Genomic DNA, 13,134 nt, shown 5'->3' with positions numbered 1-13,134 from the left:
ACCTAGGCAGAGATGCCGTCGATCCGGGCCACCGCGTCCTCGGCGCCGAAGGGTTGCAGATACGGCATCCAGCGCGGATCCCGGTGTCCGGTCCCGATGATCCGCCAGGCGAGCCCGGACGGCGGCGCGGGCTGATGGCGAAGTCTCCACCCCAGTTCCCGCAGGTGCCGGTCCGCCTTCACGTGGTTGCAGCGGCGGCACGCGGCCACCACGTTGTCCCACACGTGCTTCCCGCCCCGGCTGCGCGGGATGACGTGGTCGACGCTGGTGGCGACACTGCCGCAGTACATGCAGCGCCCGCCGTCCCTGGCGAACAGCGCGCGCCGGGTCAGCGGAACGGGTCCCCGGTAGGGGACGCGTACGAACCGTTTCAGCCGTACGACGCTGGGCGCGGCCAGGACCCGGGTCTCGCTGTGCAGGAAGGCGCCGGACTCCTCAAGGCAGATCGCCTTGTTCTCCAGTACGAGGACGAGCGCGCGACGAAGCGGTACGACACCCAGCGGCTCGTACGACGCGTTGAGGACAAGGACATGTGGCACGGTGCCTCCTTGTACGCCGGCGGCGCGTGGCTCGCGCCGGGACGATCTGTCTCAGTCTCTCCTCATGCCTGGTCGAAACGCCACCACGTCTTGGTAACGGGCTCGGAGTGTTTTCGCCCACACACCCTCCGCGCCCCCTGACCTGGCGTGTCCGCGCGCCCGCACGTTCCGGGGACTTCACCGGTCGCGCCGACGGGTGAGGCGTGTCTCTCCCTCCGGCACGGCGGCGGAATACACGCGATGCCCCGTTAGTGTGGTTGGCCCCCGCCCGTGTTTCCAGGAGGTCACCGCCGTGTCCCTGTCCGCCCCGACGGCCGCCGCCCCGTCGCCGGAGCCCGCCACACTCGACGAGGCCGCGGAACGGGCCAACGACGCCGCGGGCTGGGTGGAGCAGAACTGGTCCACCTGGCTGAGCATCGGCCTGCGCATCCTGCTGATCGTGGTCATCGCGCTCGTCCTGCGCCATGTCCTGCGGCGCACCATCACCAAGCTGATAGCGCGGATGAACCGCAGCGCCACGGCGGTCGAGGGCACGGCGCTCGGCGGCCTCCTGGTCAACGCCGAACGGCGCCGGCAGCGCTCCGAGGCCATCGGATCGGTGCTCCGGTCGGTGACGTCGTTCGTGATCCTCGGCACAGCCGCGCTGATGGCGCTGGGGGCGCTGAACATCAATCTGGCCCCGCTGCTGGCATCGGCGGGTGTCGCCGGTGTCGCGCTGGGCTTCGGCGCGCGCAATCTCGTCACCGACTTCCTCTCCGGCGTCTTCATGATCCTGGAGGACCAGTACGGCGTGGGCGACACCATCGACGCGGGCGTCGCGTCCGGCGAGGTCATCGAGGTCGGGCTGCGGGTGACCAAGCTGCGCGGCGACGACGGCGAGATCTGGTACGTCCGCAACGGCGAGGTGAAGCGGATCGGCAACCTCAGCCAGGGCTGGGCCACGGCCGGTGTCGATGTGACGGTCCGGCCCACGGAGAACCTGGACAGGGTCCGCGAGGTCATCACCGCGGTCGCGGAGAAGATGGCGAAGGAGGACCCCTGGGCCGAGCGGCTGTGGGGCCCGGTGGAGATCCTGGGCCTGGACTCCGTGCTGCTCGACTCCATGACGGTGCGGGTGAGCGCCAAGACGATGCCGGGCAAGGCGCTGGGTGTGGAGCGCGAGCTGCGCTGGCGCATCAAGCAGGCGTTCGACGCGGCGGGCATCCAGATCGTCGGCGGACTGCCCCTGACGGGCACGGAGGCGGCCACGGCCGACCCGGCGGCCGGGGTGGCCGCGCCGTCGGCCCTGGCGAGCCCCACGTCGCCGCAGTCCCTCGCGGCGTCGCCGATACCGCCGCAGCAGGCCGCCAACCCCAATCTGTCCAAGTAGGACCACCGAGCAGGACCGCCGGACCGAAGGACCGTAGAGCCGCTCGAAAATGCCGTCGTACACGCGCCCCCGCAGGTAACGCTTTGGTTGCCTCGGGGGCGCTGTGCTTGAACGGGTATTGACTGCTCCCTGACGCCAGGCCTACTTTCCTCCCATCAAATAGGAAACTTTCCTAACAGTGTCGTGGAGCACGGCACCGGGAGAGAGTCGCCGAAAGGCAGGTGCACACGTCGTGAGCGATCCGTCCACGCCGTCCCCGGGCACACCCCGCGTCCTCCGTGCGATGAACGACCGAGCGGCACTCGACCTGCTGCTGGCGCACGGCACCCTCTCCCGTACCCGGATCGGCAAACTCACCGGCCTCTCCAAGCCAACGGCATCCCAGCTTCTGGCCCGCCTGGAGGCCGCAGGCCTGGTCGTCGCCACCGGCACCACCGAGGGGCGTCCGGGCCCCAACGCCCAGCTGTACGCGGTGAACGCGGGCGCCGCCCACGCCGCCGGCCTCGACGTGAACCCGCAGCGCATCCTCGCCGCCGTCGCGGACATCACCGGCGCCACCGTCGGCCGGTTCGAACTGCCCACACCGGGACGCCGGTCGGCCGACGGCGTCGTGACGCAGGTGACCGACGCGCTGGAGGGCGCGGTCAAGGCCGCCGGTCTCGCCCGCGGCGACCTGCACCGCGTCGTCATCGGCACGCCGGGCGCCTTCGACCCGTCCACCGGGCGGCTGCGATACGCCTCGCACCTGCCCGGCTGGCACTCCCCCACACTGCTCGACGAACTGGCCGCGGCCCTGCCGATGCCCGTCGAGTACGAGAACGACGTGAACCTCGCGGCGGTCGCCGAACAGCGGCTGGGCGCGGCACGCGGCCACGACGACTTCGTCCTCCTGTGGAACCAGGAAGGCCTCGGCGCCTCCCTCGTCATCGGCGGCCGGCTGCACCGGGGCTTCACCGGCGGCGCCGGCGAGGTCGGCTTCCTGCCGGTGCCGGGCACTCCCCTCGTACGCCAGGTGGTCAAGGCCAACAGCGGAGGCTTCCAGGAGCTGGCGGGCGCCCAGTCCGTACCGCGCCTCGCCCGCGGTCTCGGCATCGAGACGCCGGAGCAGCCGTACGCGGACGTCGCCGCCGGCCTCCTTACGAAGGCCGCCGCCGGACACGAGGACGATGCGCGGCTGGCCGAACTGCTGCGGCTGTTCGCGCAGCGGCTCGCCACCGGTCTCGCGTCCGTGACCGCGGTGCTCGACCCCGAACTCATCGTCCTCGCGGGCGGGGTGACCGCCGCCGGCGGAGAGCCCCTGCGCGCGCTGGTCCAGGCGGAACTCGCCGAACTGGCCGCCTCCAGACCCCGGCTGGTGATCGGCGAGGTACAGCGGGATCCGGTGTTGCGAGGCGCGCTGGAGAGCGCACTCGCGACCACCCGCGACGAGGTCTTCGACACCTCCCGCTGAGCCCTCTTCACCACACCTCAAGACCTCACAGGCCCCACAACACCCCTTTTCAGGACCCGACCGACACCGGGAGTTCCGTCATGCCCAGAAACCGCCGTCTGACCGCTTCCGCCGTCGCGGTCGCCGCACTGTCCGTCCTCACCGCCGCGTGTACGGGGCAGTCCGGCGACTCCGCCTCGGACGACCCGAACGCCAAGACCACGATCACCTTCTGGCACGGCTGGAGCGCGCCCGCCGAGGTCGAGGCGATCAAGGACAACATCGGCCGCTTCGAGGACGCCCACCCGAACATCAAGGTCGACGTCGTCGGCAACATCAACGACGACAAGCTCAACCAGGCGCTGCGCGCGGGCGGTTCGAAGGGCCCGGACGTCGTGTCGTCCTTCACCACCTCCAACGTCGGCAAGTTCTGCTCGTCCGGCGCGTTCGCCGACCTCGATCCCTTCATAAAGAAGGACAAGATCGACCTGGCGAAGACGTTCCCGAAGGTGCTGCTCCAGTACACCCAGTTCGAGGGCGACCGCTGCGCGCTGCCGCTGCTCAGCGACGCGTACGGGCTGTATTACAACAAGGACGCCTTCAAGGAGGCGGGCATCACGGCCCCGCCGAAGACGATGTCCGAGCTGGCCACCGTCGCCAAGAAGCTCACCAAGCCCAAGGGCGACAGCTACGAGCAGGTCGGCATCATGCCGACGTACCACGGCTACGAGACGGTCGTCGACCACTACATGTCGAGCTGGGAGCACGCCTACTTCGACAAGGACGGCAAGTCGAACATCGCCAAGGACCCGGCCTTCGCGGAGATGTTCACGTACCAGAAGAAGCTCGTCGAGGACCTCGGCGGCTTCGAGAAGCTGGAGAAGTACCGCAGCACCTTCGGTGACGAGTGGGGCGCCAAGCACCCCTTCCACACCGGCCAGGTGGCGATGCAGTTGGACGGCGAGTGGCGGCTCGGCATGGCCGAGGACGCGGGCGCCGACTTCGAGATCGGCGTGGCGCCGATGCCCGTCGCCGACGACGAGGCCGACAGCTACGGCAAGGGTTTCCTGTCCGGCACGATCATGGGCATCGCGCCGCAGAGCAAGAAGCAGAACGCCGCGTGGGAGCTGGTGAAGTACATGACCACGGACACGGACGCGGTCGTGCAGTTCGCCAACGGCATCCGCAACGTGCCCTCCACGCTCGCCGCGCTGAACTCACCCGACCTGGACTTCGACCCGCGTTTCAAGACGTTCCTCGACATCGCGCAGCACCCGCGGTCCAGCACCCCCGACGGCGCGATCAACGGCGCGACGTACCAGCAGACGCTCCAGGACTTCGGCTACCAGTACGAGAAGGGCGCCGTGAAGGACCTCCAGGAAGGTCTGGAGAAGACCGCGCGGCAGATCGACCGTGACATCGAGCAGGCCAAGTAGCAGGCCGGGAAGCCTGCTGATGTCCAGCAACACGCTGCGCTCGAAGCGCCGGAGGAGCGCGCTGCGCACGGCCGCGTTCCTGTCGCCCTGGCTGATCGGATTCTCGGTCTTCTTCGCGTATCCGCTCGTCTCGACCGTGTACTTCTCCTTCATGAAGTACGACGGCTTCAACGCCCCCGTCTGGAACGGACTCGGGAACTGGAGTTACGTCTTCAGCGACTACCCGATGTTCTGGCCGTCGCTGCGCAACACCCTGTGGCTGGTCCTGGTCATGGTCGCCTGCCGGGTCCTGTTCGGTCTCGGTGTCGGCATGCTGATCACCAGGATCAAGACCGGTACCGGGGTCTTCCGGACCCTGTTCTACCTGCCGTACCTGGCGCCGCCCGTCGCGGCCACGCTGGCCTTCGTTTTTCTCCTCAACCCCGGTACGGGGCCGGTCAACACGATCCTCGGTGACCTCGGGCTGCCCACACCGGGCTGGTTCAACGACGCGTCATGGTCCAAGCCGGCGCTCACGATGCTGGCCGTCTGGGGCATCGGCGACCTGATGGTGATCTTCATGGCCGCGCTGCTCGACGTACCGAAGGAGCAGTACGAGGCGGCCGAGCTGGACGGCGCGTCGTCCTGGCAGCGCTTCCGCTTCGTGACGCTGCCGAACATCTCGCCGATCGTGCTGTTCGCCGTGGTCACGGGCGTGATCCAGGCCATGCAGTACTACACGCAGCCGCTGGTCGCGGGCAAGGTCGCCTCCGGCGTCATCGGCGGCTCGGGCCAGCAGTTCGAACCGGGCTATCCGGACAAGTCGACGCTGACCCTGCCGCAGCTCGTCTACAACCTCGGCTTCCAGCGCTTCGACTACGGCGCCGCCTGCGTCGTCGCGCTCGTCCTGTTCGCCCTGGCCATGGTCTTCACCGCGTTCCTGATGCGGCGCCGCGGCGGACTGATCGGAACGGGTGACTGACCATGTCCCAGCAACTCCTGGACGCGCCCGGCCGCCCCGTGAAGCCGTCGGGCGCGTCGACACCGGCGGCCCGTACCGCGCGCCGCAAGGCGGTGCTGCACTGGATCGCCGTGCACGCGCTCGGTGTCGCGGCGGCGCTGTTCTTCGTCCTGCCGTTCGTCTTCCTCTTCCTCACCTCGGTGATGAGCGACCAGCAGGCGCTCACCCGTGATCTCACACCGAACAGCTGGGAGTGGGGCAACTACACCAAGGTCTTCGACACGCCGGGCTTCCCGACCTGGTGGAAGAACACCCTGCTGTACGCGGGTCTGGGCACCCTGCTGTCGGTGCTCTCCTCGATCCCGGTGGCGTACGCGCTCGCCAAGTTCCGCTTCCGCGGGCGGCAGTTGTCGCTGATGCTCGTCATCTCGATGATGATGCTGCCGCCCCAGGTGATCATCATCCCGATGTATCTCTTCTGGGCGAAGCAGTTCGACCTGTCGGGCACGCTCTGGCCGCTGATCATCCCGATGGCGTTCGGTGACGCGTTCTCGATCTTCCTGCTGAGGCAGTTCCTGCTCACGATCCCGAACGAGTACCTGGACGCGGCGCGCGTCGACGGCTGCGGTGAATTCCGTACCCTGCTCAGGGTCGTCCTGCCGATGGCGAAGCCGGGCATCGCCGCGGTGGCGCTGTTCCAGTTCTTCTACGCGTGGAACGACTACTTCGGCCCACAGATCTACGCGTCGGAGAACCCGGCGGCCTGGACGCTCAGTTACGGCCTGGAATCCTTCAAGGGCGCACACCACACCGACTGGAATCTGACCATGGCCGCGACCGTACTGGTCATGGCCCCCGTGATCCTCGTCTTCTTCTTCGCACAGAAGGCCTTCGTCGAGGGCGTCACACTGACCGGAGTGAAGGGCTAGCAGACACATGAAGCTCGCAGTAGTGGGTGGCGGGTCCACCTATACACCTGAGTTGATCGACGGCTTCGCCCGGTTGCGGGACACGCTCCCGATCAGTGAGCTGGTTCTCGTCGACCCGGCGGCCGACCGGCTGGAGCTGGTGGGCGGTCTCGCGCGGCGGATCTTCGCCAGGCAGGGGCATCCCGGCACGATCGTCACGACGTCCGATCCGGACGCCGGCGTGGCCGGCGCCGACGCCGTCCTGCTCCAACTGCGCGTCGGCGGACAGGCCGCGCGACAGCGGGACGAGACATGGCCGCTGGAGTGCGGCTGCGTCGGCCAGGAGACGACGGGCGCGGGCGGTCTCGCCAAGGCGCTGCGTACGGTCCCGGTCGTGCTGGACATCGCCGAGCGGGTACGGCGCGCCAACCCGGACGCGTGGATCATCGACTTCACCAACCCGGTGGGGATCGTGACGCGCGCCCTGCTCCAGGCCGGGCACAGGGCGATCGGGCTGTGCAACGTCGCGATCGGCTTCCAGCGGAAGTTCGCGAAGCTGCTGGACGTCGCCCCCTCGGCCGTCCATCTGGAGCACGTCGGGCTGAACCATCTGACCTGGGAGCGGAGCGTACGGCTCGGCGGTCCCGACGGCGAGGACGTGCTGCCCAAGCTGATCGCCGAGCACGGCGACGCGATCGCCGCCGACCTGCGGCTGCCGCGCCCGGTCCTCGACACGCTCGGCGTGGTGCCCTCCTACTACCTGCGCTACTTCTACGCGCACGACGAGGTCGTGCGGGAGCTGGGCACCAAGCCGTCGCGGGCGGCCGAAGTGGCCGAGATGGAGGCGCGGTTGCTGGAGATGTACGGCGACCCGGCGCTGGACGAGAAGCCCGAGCTGCTGGCCAGGCGCGGCGGCGCCTTCTACAGCGAGGCCGCGGTCGATCTCGCCGCCGCGCTGCTGGGCGACGCGGGCAGCGGCGGCAGCCCGGTCCAGGTCGTCAACACGTACAACAACGGCACACTGCCGTTCCTCGCCGACGACGCGGTGATCGAGGTCCAGGCCGGGGTCGACGCCTCGGGGGCGACACCGCTGGCGGTGCCGGCGCTGGACCCGCTGTACGCGGGGCTGATCGCGAACGTCACCGCGTACGAGGACCTGGCGCTCCAGGCCGCGCTGCACGGTGGCCGGGACCGGGTCTACAAGGCGCTGCTGTCCCACCCGTTGATCGGCCAGTACGAGTACGCCGAAGGCCTCACCGACCGACTGATCGCGCACAACCGGGAGCACCTCGCGTGGGCATGAGCCGGACCGAGCCGGCGGCGGGGCGCGGAAGCGTCCTGGCCGTCGACGCCGGGAACAGCAAGACCGATGTGGCCGTGATCGGCGCCGACGGGCATGTGCTCGGCGCGGCGCGCGGCGGCGGCTTCCGGCCGCCGGTGGTGGGCGTGGAGCCGGCGATCGACCGGCTGGCCGCGATCGTCGCCGACGCGGCGGCCGACGCGGGCCTCCGTACGGAGGCGATCACGGGGCATGTCTCCGCGTGTCTGGCCAACGCCGATCTGCCGGTGGAGGAGCGGGAGTTGGCGGCGGCGGTACAGCGGCGCGGCTGGGGCCGCACCACCGAGGTGCGCAACGACACGTTCGCGATACTGCGTGCCGGGCTGCCCGGCGGCGCCGAGCCGCGCGGAGTCGCCGTCGTGTGCGGCGCGGGCATCAACTGCGTGGGCATGCTGCCGGACGGCCGTACGGCGCGCTTCCCCGCCATCGGCCGGATCTCCGGCGACTGGGGCGGCGGCTCCGGGCTGGCGGAGGAGGCGCTGTGGTTCGCGGCGCGCGCCGAGGACGGGCGGGGCGAGCCGACGGAGCTGATGCGTGCGGTGCCGGGGCACTTCGGCCTCGGCTCGGTGTACGCGCTGATCGAGGCGCTGCACCTGGGGCACATCCCGTTCGGGCGCCGGCACGAGCTGACGCCGGTCCTGTTCGCCACCAGCGCGGCGGGCGACGCGGTGGCCAGGTCGGTGGTCGACCGGCTGGCCGCCGAGGTCGTGGCGCTGGCGGGGGTGGCGCTGGAGCGGCTGGGGCTGCTGGACGAGGAGGTGCCGGTGCTGCTGGGCGGCAGTGTGCTGGCGGCCCGGCATCCGCAACTGGACGACGGCGTACGGGAGTTGCTGGCCGCTCGCGCGCCGAAGGCCGTGGTGGGGGTGGTGACGGCGCCGCCGGTGCTGGGCGCGGGGCTGCTGGGGCTCGACCACACCGGCGCCGGGGCCGGGGCACACGCCAGGCTGCGGGCGCACTACGACGCCTGACGCGGGCGCGCGCGGGCGGACACGGGCGGACACGGGCGCTCCGGGACCCGTGATCGGACCCTTACGAGTGGGAACCGATCACGGGTCCGTGACGTATTCAATGGGGGAAGCGCGATGGGGGATCGCGCTTCATCGGCAAACTTCGTCCGCACAAGATCCAGTCAAGGCTTGTGTGGATGCCGGTCCCTGCGGCCATACTGCTGGCCGGGAGTCGTCCCTCCGTCCGCCGAGGGGCGCGACGCCGTCGCCAGTGACCGAGGGGGAGGTCAAGTGACATACCCGCCGAATGTGCGCACAGCGCCTGTTCCGGCGCCGACGCACGCGCCCGCGCAGTCGGCTCCACCGCCCGCGCCGCCACCCGCGCCGCGTGGGGCCTGGGCCGAGGGCAGGGAGCGTGTGCGCGCGGCGGCGACGACGGAGCCGGGCCGGCTCCAGATCATCGGGGCTCTACTGGCCCTGCTGGTCGTGGTGTTCGGAGCGGTGACGGCTTTCGAGGTCTCCGACCGGGCCTCCGCCGCCGACGACGTCGTCGAGCGCAGCCAGCCGCTGAGCGCGGTCGCGGCGAAGATCTACGGTTCGCTGGCCTCCGCCGACACGGCAGCCTCCAGTGGCTTCCTGGCGGGTGCGCAGGAGCCGACGTCGGTGCAGAAGGTGTATCGCGACGACATCCGGACGGCGTCCGAGCTGCTGGTCGAGGCCGCGGCGAACACGGACAGCTCCAGCGACTCCGGCCGCCAGATCGCCACCATCAACGAGAAACTGCCGCGCTACACCGGCCTGATCGAGCGCGCGCGGGCCAACAACCGGCAGGGACTGCCGCTGGGCGGCGCCTATCTGCGCTACGCGAACCAGACGATGACGCAGGAGATCCTGCCGGCGGCCGAGAAGCTGTACGCGTCGGAGACGGCCCGGCTGGACCAGGACCACGAGGACGCCCGGATGTGGCCGTTCCTGGCCCTCGCCGCCGGTGTCGTCGCCCTGGCTGTCCTCGCCTGGGCGCAGCGCCGCAACTACCAGCGGACGCAAAGGGTGTTCAACCACGGTCTGCTGGCGGCGACGGCAGCCGCCACCGTGGTGCTGCTGTGGCTGGCGGTGGGCCACACGGTGGCGCGCGTCGAGCTCAACAACGCGAACACGGACGGGCAGGCGTCGCTGAAGGTCCTCAACGACGCCCGGATCAGCTCGCTGAAGGCCCGCGCGAGCGAGAATCTGACGCTGGTCGCGCGCGGCGCCGTCCTCACCGAGAAGAAGGGCGACGAGCCCCAGAAGGACCAGTACGAGGTGGACTACCAGACCCACATGACGGCCCTGCGCGACGCGCTGGCGAAGGCGGACAGACTCGCCGACGACGACACGGGGCGCCTGCCGGTCGTGAACGCCCGCGGGGCGACCACCGACTGGCAGGAGCGGCACAAGTCGGCGAACGACACCGACAAGGCCGGTGAGTACGACGCCGCCGTGGAGAAGGTCATCGGCGAGAAGGGGTCGACGGGCCAGTCGTTCGACGTCGTGGACGACGCGCTGGAGAAGGCGATCGCCCACGAGCAGCGGGAGTTCACGGACTCCGCGAAGGCCGGCCGTGGCGCCCTGTTCGGCCTGACGATCGGGGCTCTCGCGCTGGGCCTGCTCGGTGCCGTCGGCGCCATCGTGGGTATCAACCGCAGGCTTTCGGAGTACCGGTGACAGGGGGAGGAATGAAAGCCGACACGACGCAAACGCACGAGTCGCACCAGCCGTCCGGTTCGCCGGGGACCGGCGGTCGGCCCACCGGCCGCCGTACGGGAGTCACGGTCGCCGCCGTCGTCGCGCTGGCCGCGACACTCTCCCTGCTGCCCCTGTCCCGCGACGACCGGGCGGAGGACCGCCGGGAATCACGGAAGGTCGCCGCAGAGGCCGCGCCCGCCGCCGAGGCGGCCGACTGCGAGGAGCCGGAGCGCAGTCTGCGGCCGTCGTCGGCCGACGGACCGACCATCGCCAAGATCAAGGCGCGCGGTCATCTGATCGTCGGCATCGACCAGAGCAGCTACCGCTGGGGCTACCGCGACCCCGCCACCAAAACCATCGAGGGCTTCGACATCGACCTCGCGCGGGCCATCGCCGAGAACATCCTCGGCTCCCCCAAGGACATCGTCTTCCGCGCCATTCCCACCAACCAGCGGGTCGACGCCCTGAACACCGACACGGACAGCGGGGTCGACCTGGTCGTACGGACCATGACGATCAACTGCGCGCGTATCGAACAGGTCGCCTTCTCCACCGCCTACTTCGAGGCCGGCCAGCAGATACTCGCGCCCAGGGAACAGGACGGCACCCCCATCACGGGGTACGACGAGTCGCTGTCCGGCAAGCGCGTCTGCTCGGCCGACAGTACGACGGCCTACGACGAGCTGGTGAAGAACTCGTACGGCGCGATCTTCGAGGACGAGCACGACGGGACACCGCAGGACGAGGACATCCTTACGGTGCCGAACCAACTGGACTGTCTGGTACGGCTCCAGATGGGCGAGGTCGACGCGATCGTCACGGACAACGCGCTCGCGGCCGGCCAGGCCGCCCAGGACCCGGCGGTCGAGCTGGTGGGCAAGCCGTTCACCACGGAGTACTACGGCGTCGCGGCCAAGCTCGGCAACGACGATCTGGTACGCCGGGTCAACCAGGTGCTCGTGGAGTACCGCGCGGGCGGCGCCGACAGCCTCTGGATGAAGTCGTACACGAAGTGGCTGGCGGCCGGACTGCCCGGCATAAAGGCGCCGCCGGAGGCGAAGTACAAGGACTGAGGAGCGGGTAGCGAAGAGCGAGGGACCGGAACGCGGGTCACGGGGACCGCGCACCGGTGACGGAAGCGGTCAGGGCAGAGCGGAGAGGTGATCGATGGGCGACGCGGGCTCCTTCCCCGGCTCGACGGGGAAGTCCGCCGGTCCGGCCATGGACCGGGACAAGGCGGATCGCGCCCTCGCGCGCCTCGGCGCCGAGCACGAGGCGATCGAGACGTCCCTGCTCGCCCTCCAGGACCACGCGGGCCGCCGGCTGCTCGAAGGGGCCGGCCTCAGTGGAGTGACGAAGGACCGCTGGGCCACCACCGAGCGGACGATCACCCTGCTGTGGACGTACTTCGACGCCTACTCCGCCGCCCTGCGAAGCGCCCGTGAGGCCCGTGCCCGGCTGCGGTGGCTCAACCAGCAGGATCTGGTGGACCTGACCGAGCAGCTGCGGGGCCGCAGCGTCACGGTCGCGGGCTCGGCCGCCGCCACCCCGTCCATCGCGGGGCCGGCCAAGCTCTCCGAGCAGTTCACCCTCGCCGAACTGGTTGCGCGGATGAACGAGTTGTACGCGCAGTCGCTGGACATGGTCGTGGCCTCGGACTCCGTCTGGTCGGCGCTGCCCGCCCGGATCGACCTGCTCGCCGCCGAGCTGAACCGCACCCGTTCGCTGGCGCACTCCGCCGGGGTCCGGCCCGGCGAACACCCGGCCGGTGACGACCTGGAGGCGATCACCGACGAGCTGGCCACGCTGCGCGCCCAGGTGATCTCCGATCCGCTGGCCTTCTGGCAGCCGGTGCACGGCAGTTCGGCGCCCGGCGGCGGCCGGCCCGACACGGAGCGCTACGACCGGGCGGCCCGCGCCCTGGAGGACGTACGCCGGGAGATCGACGCCGTCCTGACGGTGCGCCAGGACTCGGAGGCGCGCCTGCTGCGGCTGCGGGACGTGCTGTCGCGCGCCGACCGTACGCTCACCGAGGCCCGGTCGGCGCGCGGCGAGGTGCTGGCGAAGATCGCCGCGTCGGAGGTGCCCGCGGTGAGCGGCCCCTCGACAGCTCTCCAGGAGCGGCTGTCGACGGCCGCCGAGTACCGCAGACACGCGCAGTGGCACCGTCTCTCCCCGCTTCTGGAGTCCCTGGAGCGGGAGGCGGAGGACGAACTGCACCGGGCCCGCGAGTCGTTGACGGCCGTCACAGCCCCGCTCGCGGTCCGGGCCGAGCTGCGCGGCAGACTCGACGCGTACAAGGCGAAGGTGGCCCGGCACGGGCTGGCCGAGGACATGCTGCTGACCGAGCGCTACGACGCGGCCCGCCGCATGCTGTGGAGCGCGCCCTGCGATCTGCGCGTCGCCGAGCAGGCGGTGCTGCGCTACCAGCAGGCGGCGGCCGAAGCGATGGCCCAGCGCCAGTCCGGGCCCACCGACCGCGGGGGGAACGCGTGAGCGTCG

At 70.4% G+C, this 13,134-nt stretch carries 11 protein-coding genes; 10 read left to right on the top strand and 1 reads right to left on the bottom strand.

Annotated features, from left to right (window positions below; genetic code table 11):
- Positions 1 to 2: 2 nt before the first annotated feature.
- A complete protein-coding gene (locus ACIBLA_RS16145) occupies positions 3 to 539 on the bottom strand; it encodes an HNH endonuclease (RefSeq protein WP_363242249.1) in 537 nt (178 codons plus the stop codon).
- Between the two features lie 292 nt (positions 540 to 831).
- Between ACIBLA_RS16145 and ACIBLA_RS16140 the strand changes: the two genes are divergently transcribed.
- The 10 genes from ACIBLA_RS16140 (at position 832) to ACIBLA_RS16095 (ending at position 13,128) form a co-directional block, all read left to right on the top strand.
- On the top strand, positions 832 to 1,908 hold the full coding sequence (locus ACIBLA_RS16140; RefSeq protein ID WP_363242250.1) for a mechanosensitive ion channel family protein: 1,077 nt from the start codon (positions 832 to 834) through the stop codon (positions 1,906 to 1,908).
- A gap of 283 nt (positions 1,909 to 2,191) precedes the next feature.
- The gene (locus tag ACIBLA_RS16135) at positions 2,192 to 3,358 is read left to right on the top strand and encodes an ROK family transcriptional regulator (protein WP_363242251.1); all 1,167 of its coding nucleotides are present in this window, start codon (positions 2,192 to 2,194) and stop codon (positions 3,356 to 3,358) included.
- 80 nt (positions 3,359 to 3,438) lie between these two features.
- Positions 3,439 to 4,773 carry an ABC transporter substrate-binding protein gene (locus ACIBLA_RS16130; RefSeq protein WP_363242252.1) on the top strand — a complete coding sequence of 445 codons (1,335 nt, stop codon included), beginning with the start codon at positions 3,439 to 3,441 and terminating at the stop codon, positions 4,771 to 4,773.
- A 19-nt stretch (positions 4,774 to 4,792) separates the two neighbouring features.
- Positions 4,793 to 5,734: a sugar ABC transporter permease gene (locus tag ACIBLA_RS16125; RefSeq protein ID WP_363242253.1), complete on the top strand. Its 942-nt coding sequence runs from the start codon at positions 4,793 to 4,795 to the stop codon at positions 5,732 to 5,734.
- A gap of 2 nt (positions 5,735 to 5,736) precedes the next feature.
- Positions 5,737 to 6,642: a carbohydrate ABC transporter permease gene (locus ACIBLA_RS16120; RefSeq protein WP_363242254.1), complete on the top strand. Its 906-nt coding sequence runs from the start codon at positions 5,737 to 5,739 to the stop codon at positions 6,640 to 6,642.
- Positions 6,643 to 6,649: 7 nt separating this feature from the next.
- The gene (locus ACIBLA_RS16115) at positions 6,650 to 7,924 is read left to right on the top strand and encodes a 6-phospho-beta-glucosidase (protein WP_363242255.1); all 1,275 of its coding nucleotides are present in this window, start codon (positions 6,650 to 6,652) and stop codon (positions 7,922 to 7,924) included.
- Positions 7,921 to 8,928, top strand: a complete 1,008-nt coding sequence (locus tag ACIBLA_RS16110; protein ID WP_363242256.1) for a BadF/BadG/BcrA/BcrD ATPase family protein — start codon at positions 7,921 to 7,923, stop codon at positions 8,926 to 8,928. Before ACIBLA_RS16115 ends, ACIBLA_RS16110 begins: the two co-directional genes overlap by 4 nt.
- Positions 8,929 to 9,198: 270 nt before the next feature.
- Positions 9,199 to 10,611, top strand: coding sequence for a hypothetical protein (locus ACIBLA_RS16105; protein ID WP_399198944.1), 1,413 nt, complete (start codon positions 9,199 to 9,201; stop codon positions 10,609 to 10,611).
- Between the two features lie 11 nt (positions 10,612 to 10,622).
- Positions 10,623 to 11,705 carry a glutamate ABC transporter substrate-binding protein gene (locus ACIBLA_RS16100; protein WP_363242257.1) on the top strand — a complete coding sequence of 361 codons (1,083 nt, stop codon included), beginning with the start codon at positions 10,623 to 10,625 and terminating at the stop codon, positions 11,703 to 11,705.
- Positions 11,706 to 11,799: 94 nt separating this feature from the next.
- On the top strand, positions 11,800 to 13,128 hold the full coding sequence (locus ACIBLA_RS16095; protein ID WP_399198943.1) for a hypothetical protein: 1,329 nt from the start codon (positions 11,800 to 11,802) through the stop codon (positions 13,126 to 13,128).
- Positions 13,129 to 13,134: the final 6 nt, after the last annotated feature.

Origin of the sequence: Streptomyces sp. NPDC050433, assembly GCF_044458565.1 — a bacterium.
Taxonomy (GTDB): Bacteria; Actinomycetota; Actinomycetes; order Streptomycetales; family Streptomycetaceae; genus Streptomyces.
Note: the sequence above shows the minus strand (reverse complement) of the source record. Positions and strands in the feature narration are given on the sequence as shown.

Excerpts from the sequence above, each read along its gene's own strand:
- ACIBLA_RS16135 (WP_363242251.1), top strand. The coding sequence starts at position 2,192 with ATGAACGACCGAGCGGCACTCGACCTGCTGCTGGCGCACGGCACCCTC.
- ACIBLA_RS16130 (WP_363242252.1), top strand. The coding sequence starts at position 3,439 with ATGCCCAGAAACCGCCGTCTGACCGCTTCCGCCGTCGCGGTCGCCGCA.
- ACIBLA_RS16125 (WP_363242253.1), top strand. The coding sequence starts at position 4,793 with ATGTCCAGCAACACGCTGCGCTCGAAGCGCCGGAGGAGCGCGCTGCGC.
- ACIBLA_RS16120 (WP_363242254.1), top strand. The coding sequence starts at position 5,737 with ATGTCCCAGCAACTCCTGGACGCGCCCGGCCGCCCCGTGAAGCCGTCG.
- ACIBLA_RS16115 (WP_363242255.1), top strand. The coding sequence starts at position 6,650 with ATGAAGCTCGCAGTAGTGGGTGGCGGGTCCACCTATACACCTGAGTTG.
- ACIBLA_RS16110 (WP_363242256.1), top strand. The coding sequence starts at position 7,921 with ATGAGCCGGACCGAGCCGGCGGCGGGGCGCGGAAGCGTCCTGGCCGTC.
- ACIBLA_RS16100 (WP_363242257.1), top strand. The coding sequence starts at position 10,623 with ATGAAAGCCGACACGACGCAAACGCACGAGTCGCACCAGCCGTCCGGT.
- ACIBLA_RS16095 (WP_399198943.1), top strand. The coding sequence starts at position 11,800 with ATGGGCGACGCGGGCTCCTTCCCCGGCTCGACGGGGAAGTCCGCCGGT.